Source organism: Azonexus sp., from assembly GCF_030824335.1.
Lineage (GTDB): Bacteria > Pseudomonadota > Gammaproteobacteria > Burkholderiales > Rhodocyclaceae > Azonexus.
The window spans coordinates 37936-49863 of sequence record NZ_JAVBXX010000022.1 but is presented as its reverse complement, the minus strand read 5'-3'; the positions used below and the strand labels follow the sequence as shown (position 1 = coordinate 49863).

Annotated in this window: 12 protein-coding genes and 1 pseudogene; 1 reads left to right on the top strand and 12 read right to left on the bottom strand. The window is 59.7% G+C overall.

What is annotated here, in order from left to right:
* Nucleotides 1-229, top strand: a pseudogene (locus tag RCI20_RS13800) (hypothetical protein); the annotation flags it as partial.
* 125 nt (nt 230-354) lie between these two features.
* Here RCI20_RS13800 and RCI20_RS13795 read toward each other — a convergent pair.
* The 12 genes from RCI20_RS13795 to RCI20_RS13740 form a co-directional block, all read right to left on the bottom strand.
* Nucleotides 355-2817 (bottom strand): ATP-binding protein, encoded by a 2463-nt coding sequence (locus RCI20_RS13795; RefSeq protein ID WP_306606449.1) that lies wholly within the window; start codon nt 2815-2817, stop codon nt 355-357.
* Nucleotides 2818-2827: 10 nt separating this feature from the next.
* Complete coding sequence (locus tag RCI20_RS13790) at nt 2828-3226, bottom strand: YchJ family protein (RefSeq protein ID WP_306606448.1); 399 nt, start codon at nt 3224-3226, stop codon at nt 2828-2830.
* Nucleotides 3227-4138 carry a recombination-associated protein RdgC gene (locus tag RCI20_RS13785; RefSeq protein ID WP_306606447.1) on the bottom strand — a complete coding sequence of 304 codons (912 nt, stop codon included), beginning with the start codon at nt 4136-4138 and terminating at the stop codon, nt 3227-3229.
* 102 nt (nt 4139-4240) lie between these two features.
* Nucleotides 4241-4981 (bottom strand): tRNA (guanosine(46)-N7)-methyltransferase TrmB, encoded by a 741-nt coding sequence (gene trmB, locus RCI20_RS13780; RefSeq protein ID WP_306606446.1) that lies wholly within the window; start codon nt 4979-4981, stop codon nt 4241-4243.
* Nucleotides 4978-5760: a thiazole synthase gene (locus tag RCI20_RS13775; protein ID WP_306606445.1), complete on the bottom strand. Its 783-nt coding sequence runs from the start codon at nt 5758-5760 to the stop codon at nt 4978-4980. Before RCI20_RS13775 ends, trmB begins: the two co-directional genes overlap by 4 nt.
* Nucleotides 5761-5778: 18 nt before the next feature.
* Nucleotides 5779-5982, bottom strand: coding sequence for a sulfur carrier protein ThiS (thiS, locus tag RCI20_RS13770; RefSeq protein ID WP_306606444.1), 204 nt, complete (start codon nt 5980-5982; stop codon nt 5779-5781).
* A gap of 4 nt (nt 5983-5986) precedes the next feature.
* Entirely contained in the window at nt 5987-6769 is a 783-nt protein-coding gene (locus tag RCI20_RS13765; protein WP_306606443.1) for an SDR family oxidoreductase, read from the bottom strand.
* Entirely contained in the window at nt 6770-7414 is a 645-nt protein-coding gene (locus RCI20_RS13760; RefSeq protein WP_306606442.1) for a thiol:disulfide interchange protein DsbA/DsbL, read from the bottom strand.
* A 12-nt stretch (nt 7415-7426) separates the two neighbouring features.
* Entirely contained in the window at nt 7427-8080 is a 654-nt protein-coding gene (locus RCI20_RS13755) for an SPOR domain-containing protein (RefSeq protein WP_306606441.1), read from the bottom strand.
* A gap of 9 nt (nt 8081-8089) precedes the next feature.
* A complete protein-coding gene (gene argS / locus RCI20_RS13750) occupies nt 8090-9853 on the bottom strand; it encodes an arginine--tRNA ligase (RefSeq protein ID WP_306606440.1) in 1764 nt (587 codons plus the stop codon).
* A gap of 48 nt (nt 9854-9901) precedes the next feature.
* Complete coding sequence (locus tag RCI20_RS13745) at nt 9902-10411, bottom strand: DNA-deoxyinosine glycosylase (RefSeq protein WP_306606439.1); 510 nt, start codon at nt 10409-10411, stop codon at nt 9902-9904.
* Nucleotides 10412-10419: 8 nt separating this feature from the next.
* Nucleotides 10420-11922, bottom strand: a complete 1503-nt coding sequence (locus RCI20_RS13740; RefSeq protein ID WP_306606438.1) for a diguanylate cyclase — start codon at nt 11920-11922, stop codon at nt 10420-10422.
* Nucleotides 11923-11928: the final 6 nt, after the last annotated feature.

The window sequence follows — 11928 nt, the reverse complement described above, 5'->3', positions numbered from 1 at the left end:
GTCCTGTCTCGCCTGCCGACTCTGCCCAACAGCCGGATCGGCGAGTTGCTACCGCATCGCTGGGCGCCAGAATCCGCCACCTGAATCAGAAATCAACCTGAGTTCGCCGGGCGCTTACTTCAAGGGCATCGAAGTCGCCGGCATCCTGCTGATCGGCGGCGGCCTGGCGCTGCTCTCGCTGCTTGGCTGGATCGCCAGCCGTGCGAATTACGCACCTGGCGCCCGTTGACCGCAATATTGCCGCACTTGAAGGGCGCACAGGCCGATAAGTGGTGCGTCGTCGGCCCAGGCAGGCTAGTGCAGGGCGCCAAGAGGCGGCGCTTCTTCAGCCTGCAGCTGGAACGTTTCCTGTAATCAGTCGGTGTGTCGTTCTGGCCGCGCGTGGCGCCGGATTGCAGCGAACAGGGCGGCCGGGTCTATCGGCTTGGTGACGCGGTCCAGCATGCCTGCGGCCAGACAGGCACGACGTTCGTCTTCCTGGGCCAGCGCGGTTTGTCCCACCACCGGCAAGTTCGGGTCGATCTCGTGCAGACGGCGGCAAGCCGTATAGCCGTCCATGACCGGCATCATGACATCCATCAATACAAGGTCATAGGTCTGGGCACCCCGTTCCAGGACCCGGTCCAGCGCAAGTTGTCCGTTTTCTGCCAGATCAACATGGACGCCGATTTCCTTCAGCATTTCGGCCACTACCTGACGGTTGACCGCATCATCTTCAACCACCAGGATCGATAGCCCGCGCAGGCTGGGATCGTCTGCTGGCGGCTGTGCCGGGGGCGGACTTTTCGTCGGGCTGGCGGCTGCTTGGTCATGCGGGCAGGGCAGGTATACCGTGAAGCGGCTGCCTTGCCCCGGCTGGCTATCGACCGTGATCCGGCCGCCCATCAATTCAATCAGTCGAGCACTGATGGTCAGGCCAAGTCCTGTTCCTCCGAAGCGACGCGTGGTCGAGCTATCCGCCTGTTCAAAGGGGCGGAACAGGCGGGCCAGGTTTTCCGGTTCAATGCCGATCCCGGTGTCTTCAACCGAACATTCGAGCTCACCGGGCAGGAGACGCAAAGTCACGCTGATGCTGCCTGATTCGGTGAATTTGATCGCATTGGACAGCAAGTTGAGTAGTACTTGCTGGAAACGCAGCGCATCACCGATGCATTGGTGAATTTCGGCGTTCGGCACAAGAAACAAATGCAGTCCCTTGCTTTCCGCCCGCTCGCGCACCATTTCAAGGGTTGATGTCATGAGTTCGTGCGGGTCGAAGGCCAGGGCTTCGATTTTCAGCTTCCCGGCGTCGATTTTCGAGTAATCCAGAATGTCGTCGATCACCCGTTGCAGTAATTTCCCGGATTCGACGATACGGTCGAACATGTATTGCAACTTGTCGTCCTGGGTGCGCTCCCTACCCAAGTGGGCAAACCCCAGTACGCCATTGAGTGGCGTGCGGATTTCATGGCTCATGTTGGCCAGGAACTCACTCTTGACGCGGGCGAGTTGTACCGCTTCGGCCCGTGATTTTTCCAGTTCGCGGGTCCGCTGTTCCACCATCTGTTCGAGATTTTCCCGATAGCCGGCGAGTTCTTGCTCTACGGCCTTGCGTTCGCCAATGTCCCGGACGACGGCGAGAATGCAGTCGCGTCCTGCCAGACAGATGGCGCGCAGACTGACTTCGACCCAGAAGGTTTTGCCGCTATCCAGGCGGCGTGCCTGCCATTCGAATATCTGCGGCCCTTCTTCGACGGCCAGGCGCAGAAATTCTGCCGCTTCGTCATGGGTATAGGGCGGGAGATTGCTGGAAAACTTGGCCGCATGGGCGCGCAGGGCATCGGCCTCCGAGCAGCCGTACATCTCGCACATCCGCCGGTTTACCTGGAGCAGTTCCCCGGTCGCCCGGTCATGGACAAAGATGGCTTCGGAGATGTTGTCGAAAACGCCACGAAAACGCGCTTCGCTGCTGGTCAGCGTTGCCGTCTTTTTATCAATTTCACGGCGCAGCCAGCGATTGATCAGCAGGATGACTGCCAGGGCGGCGAGTAGTCCGGCCAGCGCCCACCAGACATAAGCCGGCAGACTTGCCGATGCGGCCGGCCAGCGCCATTTTTGCAAAATCCGGAAATACACCGAATTGCTATCCGCTTGCCAGGCGCTCAGCTGCGTTTCGATTTGCGTCAGCAGTTCGGCGTTTTGGCCTTTCGCCGTGGCGAAGTGCAGGCGGGAGGGGCTGAAAATAATCGGTGTTTCGACCAGGCCGTTTTTGCCGGCGTGGTGGTCGCCATAGAAATGGCTGGCTACGGCAACATCGGCTTGACCTGCCACGACCAGCGCAAAGGCCTGATCAATGCTGTCAGTTTTGACCATCTGGTGCGGCAGGCTGAAATTGTTCAGCACCTCGTTGAGGAAAGTCTCCTGAATCGAGCCGTCGAGTACAGCAATCCGCTTGTCCTTCAAATCAAGGTAATTGAGGATGCGCAGATCCTGCCGACGATAAATCTGTGACCAGCTGATTAGCGCCGGGGTGGCATGAAAGTCGAAGTCCTGCGCCCGCGTTTCGCTGTAGGCAACATCCGGCAACAAATCGATCTGGCCGCCACGAAGTGCATCGAGGCAATCCTGCCAGTGGCAACGGGTATACGTGAGTGTCCATCCGGCGCCATCGGCGATGCCTTGCAGCAGATCGATCAACAGACCGGTCGGGCGCCCCTGCTCATCCTGATAGATTTTGGGTGGGTTGTCATAGATGCCGACGCGGACTTCCCGGGCCGCTGCCGGGCTGGCCAAGACAAGTAAACAACAGGCAAAAATCGCCGTGAAAATTGACCGCATGACGGGAAAATCAGGGAGTGATCTGACCTTCAATATACACCCAGCGACCATCCTCCATCAGAAAACGACTTAATTCATGCAGGCGATGAGCGCGCCCGGCAATTCGATAGCGGGCGACAAATTCGACCGTCGCGTGCCCGGCATCCTGTTGTTCATGATGTTTGATTTCCAGACCGAGCCATTTGCTGTCGTCGGCTGAGAGATCGAGCTCGCTGGGCCGGGTGCTCGAATGCCAGGTGGCGAGCAGGTAATCGGCGAGCTTCAGCACATAAGCGCTGTAGCGCGAGCGCATCAGCGCTTCTGCGGTCGACGCATTTTCCTGGCCGGAATGCAGTCGACCGCAACATGCGGCATAGGTCTTGCCGCTGCCGCAAGGGCAAAGCGCAGGGCTGGTCTTGTTGCTCAACACTTATTTCTCAACCACCTCGCCGCCCAGCGCCGCGACCAACTGCGGCAGGAAACGGGAAACCTCGCCGGTCATCAAGGCGAAATCTGCATCGAATTGTTCGTCGGCGTGTTCGGCCGATTTCTCGGCTTCTTCCTTCAGCACATCGAGGAAGGCCAGACGCTTGATCTCCAGTTTTTCGGTCAGCACGAAGGAGATTCGCTCATCCCAGGTCAGTGCCAGGCGCGTCGGCAATTTGCCGGCAGCGAGGTGGGATTTGATCTCGGCTCCGACTTCGTCGCCGAGCGGGTGACGGACATAACGCACCGCCGATTTTTCATCGCCCATCGCTTTTAGCTCGCAATCGCGGTCGACCGTGAAACCGGCTGGTGCATCGCCGCCAGCCAGCCAGTCAGCCATTGCCGATTGTGGCGACAACTGCGTGTGCAGCGGTTTGAGCGGAAATTCATCGAGGCAGTGGCGTAAATGTTCGATCACTTCTTCGGCCTTGGCCGGGCTGCCGGCATCGACGCAGAACCAGCCATTTTTCGGGTCGATCCAGATGAAGGTCGTGCGCTTCCTGGTAAAGGCGCGCGGCATCAGTTCTTCGATGATGCGCTCCTTGATTTCCTTCATCTGCTTGCGACCGGGCGCATAACCCTGTTGCTCGGTAATTTGCTCGGCGCGCTCTTTCGTTTCGTCGTTAACGACCGACGATGGCAGCAAACGTTGTTCGACGGCCAGTGCGATCAGCCATTGATTGTTCGACGAGTAAATCAGTGCGCCATCCTTGCGCGGCGGCACCCAGCCGCGTGACATCGGCTGATGGCTCGGGCAGCGGCTGAACGTGGCACGGCCCAATTGTTCATCGAGCTTGGCCAGATCGATGTTCCAGGGCGTGGGGAGGCGATACAACTGGAGGTTTTTGAACCACATGGTGAGAATTTTCTATTTATTGCGGTCGACCGCTGAAAAAAGGAAAAACCCCCGGCCCGCGTACGAATTGTTGTTCGGGGCCTGGCGGGTTTTAATTGCTGCTTATTTTTTGCGAAAAATGACGTCCCAGACGCCATGACCGAGGCGCAGGCCGCGGTTTTCAAACTTGGTCAGCGGACGGTATTCCGGGCGCGGCGCGAAACCGCCGAGCTGGTGGCTGGCGGTATTTTCCAGTGTCGGTTCGGCCGATAAAACCTCCAGCATCTGGTGTGCGTAATCTTCCCAGTCGGTGGCGCAGTGGAAATAACCGCCGGGCTTCAGGCGCGAGGCGAGCAGCGCAACGAACGGCGACTGGATCAGCCGGCGCTTGTTGTGGCGGGCCTTGTGCCAGGGATCGGGGAAGAAGACATGGACGCCATCGAGCGCGGCTTCCGGCAGCATGTCGCGAACGACTTCGACGGCATCGTGCTGGCAAATGCGCAGATTTTCCAGCTTGCGTTCGGCAATCTGCTTGCATAGTGCACCGACGCCGGGCACATGCACTTCGACGCCGAGGTAATCGATATCGCGATTGCCATCGGCGATCTTGGCCGTGGTTTCCCCCATGCCGGTGCCGATTTCGAGGATTTTCGGGTTGTTTCGGCCGTAGACCGCAGCAAGATCGATTTGCTGTGGCTGATAGACGATGCCGATTTTCGGCATCATCTCGGCATAGTAATTTTCCTGCGCCACGGACATCCGTCCGGCCCGCCGGACGAAGCTCTTGATGTGACCGTGACGACCGGCGACGTACTCGCCTTCTTCGCCTTCGCTGGCGGGGTGAATCAAGGGAGTTTCGCTCATGAGCCGATCAATCCGGTGGTCGGCGACGACGGGTCGGCCGAGTAGTATTTGCGGGCCATGCGGCCGGCCAGGAAAGCCTCGCGGCCGGCTTCGATGCCCTTCTTCATGGCGCTGGCCATCAGCACCGGGTTTTTGGCGTGGGCGATGGCGGTGTTCATCAGCACGCCATCACAGCCCAATTCCATCGCAATGGTCGCATCCGACGCGGTGCCGACGCCGGCATCGACGATGATCGGCACCTTGGCGTTATCGATGATCAGACGCAGGTTCCACGGATTGACGATGCCCATGCCCGAGCCGATCAGCGAGGCGAGCGGCATCACCGCGACGCAGCCGATTTCTTCGAGCATCTTGCACTGGATCGGATCGTCGGCGCAGTAGACCATCACCTCGAAGCCTTCCTTGACCAGTGTCTCGGCGGCCTTCAGGGTTTCCGGCATGTTCGGGAACAGGTTGGTCGGGTCGCCGAGCACTTCCAGCTTGCACAGCGGATGCCCGTCGAGCAGTTCGCGCGCCAGGCGCAGCGTGCGCACCGCATCGTCGGCGGTGTAGCAGCCGGCGGTGTTGGGCAGGATGGTGAATTGCGCCGGCGGCACGGCATCGAGCAGATTCGGCTGGCCGGCGTCCTGACCGATATTGACGCGGCGTACCGCGACAGTAACGATTTCCGCTCCGGAAGCGTCGATGGCAGCACGGGTTTCGGCAAAGTCCTTGTACTTGCCGGTGCCGACCAGCAAGCGGGAACGGTACGCCTTGCCGGCGATAGTCAGTTGATGCATGTGTTTGGCGTCCTGGGTTTAGCCGCCGCCAACGGCGACGACGATTTCGAGCTGGTCGCCCGAGAGCAACTGCGTGAGCGCATGCTGACTCTTCGGCACGATTTCACCATTGCGCTCGATGGCGATGCGCTTGCCTGTGTAGCCGAGCGCGTCGATCAGGCCGGCGACGGTGAGTGAGGCGGGAAACTGGCGGGGTTCGCCATTGATCTTCAGTTCGAGCATGCGGCTATTTTAACAAGCCGCGCGGTTTGCGCGGAGCGCTGGCGAACAATCGGTCATACAAACAATTTGGCAGCAGACGTAGCAACTTGGCCACGATGCCCATTGGCCAGGGAATCACGGCGTAGGAAACCCCCGCGCTGATGGCTGCAGCAAAGCGTTTGGCGGCTTGGTCGGCGGGCAGCAAAAACGGCATGGGGTAAGGGTTGACCGCAGTCATCGGGCTTTCAATGTAACCGGGGGCAATCGTGACCACCTTGATGCCGTAGGGACGCATTTCGAGGCGCAGGCTTTCCAGGTAGGTAATGGCGGCGGCTTTCGAGGCGGAATACGCTTCGGCACCCGGCAGGCCGCGAATGCCGGCGACCGAGGCGATGCCGACCAGGCGTTGCCGGCTTCCGGCCGAGGCGCCAGTTGCCTTCATGGCGGGAATGAAGGGGGCAAACGTCGCCGCCATCCCGAACACATTGGTATCCATGATCCGGCGAAAGACCGCCAGGTCGGCCTCGAACTCGGTCAGCGTGCCGGCCGAAACGCCAGCGTTGGCGATGACGATATCCGGCGCGCCGAAGCGCTGGATGAAGTCGGCTGCCGCATTGTGCAAGGCTGTGCTATCCGTCACGTCCAGCGGATAGCAGGCATGGTGCCCGCCGAGCCGTTGGTTCAGGGTGTCGAGAAAGTCTGCCCGGCGTGCGGCTAGACCCAGCACCGCGCCTTTTTCCGCGTAGTAAACGGCAAGCGCCTCGCCGATTCCCGACGAGGCGCCTGTAATGAAGACCTTCAATGCCAATTACTTCTTGCCGCTTTTTTCGCTGCGTGCCTTGGCAATCAGCTTGTCGGCGATGCTTAGTTGTGCGTTGAAATCATTCGACTTGACCAGGTATTTGCCATCGATGGCCAGTGCCGGAACGCCTTCAATCTTGAAAGCCTGTGCCATCTGGTCGCCGCGTTTGACTTTGCTTTGCACGCCGAAAGAAGCGAAGGCGTCGGAGAATTTCTTGCGGTCGACGCCGCGTGCGGCCACCCAATCGGTGATGGTGCGTTCGTCGAACAGGTTGGTCCGTTCGTTATGGATGGCGCGGAAAACGTCAGTTTCCAGACGTTTTACCTCGCCGGTAACTTCCAGTGCGTGATACAGCTTGGCCGCATTGCCCCAGGCGGCGCGACCGAAGCTGACCGGGACTTTCTTCAGCACCACATCCGCCGGCAATTTGGCCGCCCAGGCGTTGAGCAAGGGATTGAAGTCGGCACAGTGCGGGCAGCCGTAGCTGAAAAACTCCACGACCTCGATCTTGCCCGGATCGTCCGTTGGCTGAACCGGGGTAACCAGCGTGAATTCGCTGCCTGCCGTTTGTGCGGCAAGCGGGCCGGCGACGGTCAAGGTAGCACCGAAGGCAACCAGGGAAGAAACGAAACGGCGGCGATTAAATTCCATGCGTGACTCCTGTTATTTGGACAATTGGGCTTCAATGCCTGATTTGGCAAGTTCAGCCCGTATTTTGTTCAATTCTTCGACTTTGTAATACGGTCCGATACGCACACGATACAGCGTGCGGTCTTCGATCATCACCTGCTGAACCGTCGATTCAATGCCCATGAAGGCCAGTTTGGCCCGCTGGTTGTCGCCATCTTGCGGCGTGCTGAACGAGCCGGCCTGCAGGAAAAGCGGTGCCTTGCTTTCCTTGGCATTTTCCTTGGGCGCTTCCTTGACTGGTTCTTTGCCGGATTCCTTGCCTGTCTCCTTGTTCTGGGCGCTTGTCTTGTTTGTCGCGTCCGCTGGCGGGGTTTCCTTTTTCTCCGGCAGGGCATCCGCCTTGCCGGGAAGAATGTCGTAAAACTGGAAGCGTTTTTCCGGCATGGGGTCGCCGGGTTTGCCCGGCAGGGGCAGCGGTTGCGCTGGCTGGGCCGGTGCTGCAGGACGGGCTTCGTTATTTTGTACCGTGCTGTTGAACGGTAGTGGTGCCTTGTTGATGTACCAGACGACGCCTGCAGCCATACAGACGCCAAGGACCAGGCCGATGAACATGCCGACCAGCGTGCCGCCGCCGGATTTCTTTTTGGCCGGCTGGGGCTTGCGCGGTGGTTTCATATCGCGAGTCATGGCGATTCCTTACATCGATTCCGGGCAAGCTACGCCCAGAATGGCCATGCCGTTGCGGATCGTCTGACGCACGGCGGCCGCCAGTGCGACGCGGGCATCGCGCAGTGCGGCATCGTCGACCAGCATGCGTTCGGCGTTGTACCAGCCGTGGAATTCGCCGGCCAGATCCTTCAGGTAGAAGGCGATCATGTGCGGTGCCAGGTCACGGGCGGCCGATTCGATGATTTCGCGGAATTGCGCCAGTTGATTGGCGATAGCCAATTCGCGCGGATTGCTCAGCAGTGACAGGTCGGCATCGGTCAATGCAGCCAAGTCACCATTCCACTGGTTGATCACCGAACAGACACGGGCATGGGCGTACTGGATGTAATAGACCGGGTTCTCGTTGGTCTGGCTCTTCGCCAGATCGAGGTCGAAATCGAGGTGCTGGTCGGACTTGCGCAGCGCGTAGAAGAAACGGCAGGCATCGTTGCCGACTTCGCCGCGCAGTTCGCGCAGCGTGACGAATTCGCCGGAACGCGTCGACATCGAGGCTTTCTGGCCGTTGCGGTAAAGCACCGCGAACTGGACCAGTGCGACCTGCAATTTGTCGCTGTCGAGGTCGAGCGCCTTGATCGCGCCGGTGACGCGCGGGATGTAACCGTGGTGATCGGCACCCCAGATGTTGATGACCTTGTCGAAGCCGCGTTCGAACTTGTTCAGGTGATAGGCAATATCGGAGGCAAAGTAGGTGAAGAGACCGTTTTCGCGCTGTACGACACGGTCTTTTTCATCGCCGAAGGCCGTCGACCGGAACCATTTGGCGCCGTTCTGCAGGTAAATGTGGCCTTTGTCCTCCAGCAGCGCGACGCAGCGGGCCACCAGGCCCGTATCGTAAAGCGCCTTTTCGGAGAACCAGACATCGAAGACGACGCCGAACTGTTCCAAGTCGTCACGGCAATCGGCCAGTTGTTCGTTCAGCGCATGTTGATGCACATATTCCCAGTCCGGGCCGAGCAATTCCTTGGCTTTGGCGATTAGCGCATCGAGATGCAGTTCGCGCTGCTGCTTGGCTTCGTCATCGGCACGACCCGCTTCCGGCAGACCCGGCGTGCCGGCTTGCACAGCCTCGGCGCTGCGCAGGTATTTGTCGCCGTGGGCGTGTTTCAACTGCTCCGCCATGTCGCGCACGTAGCTGCCTTGGTAAGCATTGGGCGGGAAGGGGACTGTCTGACCGTGTTGATCCAGATAACGCAGCCAGGTCGACAGGCCGAGAATGTCCATCTGCCGGCCGGCATCATTGACGTAATACTCGCGCGTCACATCCCAGCCGGCAAAGCTGAGCAGGCTGGACAGCGAAGCGCCATAAGCCGCACCGCGACCGTGGCCGACGTGCAGTGGGCCGGTCGGGTTGGCTGAAACGAACTCAACCTGGACTTTTTGCTGCTTTCCTGCGGTCGACCGGCCAAAAGCGTCTTTTTCGACCAGCACGGCCTTGACGACATCTGTCTTGGTGCCGGCATCGAGCGTGAAATTGATGAAGCCGGCGCCGGCGACTTCTGCCTTGGTCACCAGCGTGGACGGTGGCAGTTCGTTGAGCAGTTGCTGGGCAATCTCGCGCGGATTTTTCTTCAGCGCCTTGGCCAGTTGCATGGCCAGGTTGGTCGCGAAGTCACCATGCGTCGGATCGCGCGGACGTTCGAGGTGGATCGCAGTATCGGTTGCATTCGGGGCAACGCTGGCCAGCGCCTGTTGCAACAGGGCGGTCAGTTGGGTCTTGACATCGTGGGCCATTGATTCTCGGCTAAAAATAGCAAAAGCGCGATTATACGCTGCCGCTGCCTATATTTTCGGCAGTGCAACAATTGCTGACCATGCGGCAAGTTTCTCGGCATAGCCGCGTGCGGCATGGGCCGGGCTGGTCGATGGCAGTCGGTGCAATTGCAGTTCGCGCCCCGGTAGCGTGGGCAGGGCGTAGCGCCGGAAAGCCGTTTCGGCCGCGGCACCATTGAAGAAAATGTGCTCGATCTTGCGGTGGACCGCAAGAAAACCAAGGAAATCGTTGGGTTTGATGCTGTCTTTGACGATATCGGCGTCCAGACTGCCCGTTCTGTCGCAACGGGCAATCACATCCCATAGCGCGATACCGGCGGATTGCAACGCCTGCAAGCGCTGCGCGTAAGGCAGATCGACGGGGAAGTCGAGCAAGTCCGCCATGATGGGCCAGAAGGCGTTGCGCGGATGGGCGTAATAGCGCTCGGCATCCAGCGAGGCTTTGCCCGGCATGCTGCCCAGAATGAGCAAGCGGGCATCCGGTGAGGCTACAGGCGGAAAGCCCTGCAGTGCGCCCATCGCCTGCTTCAGGCGCCGAAAACCCGGTTCTTGCCGGCGCGTTTGGCCAGATACATGGCTTGGTCGGCCCGGCGGATGGCCTCGTTGCCATTTTCTTTTTCGGCCAGTTGTGCCACCCCGGCGCTGAAGGTGATCAGCACCTTTTCTTTGCCGGACAGGAAGAATGCCTTGGTCAGTTCGCGCTGCAGGCGGGTCATTGCTTCGATCCCTTGCTCCAGCGTCGTGTCGGCCATCAGGATGACGAACTCTTCGCCGCCGAAGCGGGCCAGCGTGTCGGTTGGGCGCATGCACTGACGAGCGACTTTGGATAGATGAACCAGTGCGTTGTCCCCCGCTTCGTGGCCCAGGCGGTCATTCAGTTTCTTGAAGTTATCGAGATCGAGCAGGCAGACTGACAGCGGAGTGTTGCGTCGGCGCATGGCGGCGATTTCCCGGTCCAGTGCTTCGTCCAGCCCCTTGCGATTCAGGGTGTCGGTCAACGGGTCGTGACGGGCCAGCGAACTGGCGCTATCGAGGTCGCGATGCAACTGGGTCAGCTCTGCTTCGGTCGCCAGTACTTTGTCCTGCAGTCCGCGCAACTGTTCGCGCGAGCGGGCGGTTTCTTCGGCCATGGCTTGGGTTGCCGCAACGACGTCCCGCAATAGCGGGGCGAGGTCTTCGATGCGCGATACCATCTCGATTTGTCGTGCGCTGTTTTCAATCCGTCCCTGGAAGGTCGAGCTCGATTCTGTCATCGTGGCCAGACGCTCGATGAAGGTTGAAAGCATCAGGCGCAGTTCTTCCTGGGCTTCGGCCGAGCGGGCTTGCGCCCGGCTCTGCTTGTCCATGACGTCGCGCAGGCGTCGTTCCATGTCATCAAGATGACGCAGGGTCAGTGGCGGTTCTACAACGGCCAGCAGGCCGTCGATTTGTCCCTTGAACCATGTGTCGTCCAGCGCGAGTTCGCCGATGTTTTCGATGATCAGGTGCAATAACCTGAGCAGCATTTCGCGGATTTCAATCTGCTCTTCGACGGCAAACGGGATAAGTTGCGTCAGCTTCTTGAGGGCCGGGTCGAGCGCCGTCAGCTCGCAAGGTGATATGCGTAACACGGCCAGCAACTCGTCTGCTGCGCTGTTGAAGCGCTGATCCGTCTTGCCGAATATCGGCAAGATGCCCTCGAAGAGGTGGAGCAATGCATGTGCGATGTCGTGTGGCAGTTGCGTTGTTTGTGCTGCGCAGCCCGACCCCGCTGCGAGAAAAGCCGATAACGCATCCTGAACGCCTTGCCAGCTACGACCTGAAATGGCCGAATCGAGGCGGGTCAGTTGTGTTACCTGGGCTTCGCCGCGTGGTGCCAGGTTGGCCGCCAATTGGCGTAATTGAGCATCCGGGAAGGGCGCGGTATTCGGTAGCTGGGCGATTTCGTTATAAAACGACTGAAAATTCGCCGGCGTCGGTGGCAGATTGCCCGCAGCCAGCTTTTTCAGAGCTTCCCGGGCAATTTGAGAGGGGGGGCGATTATCGTGCATGTCGGC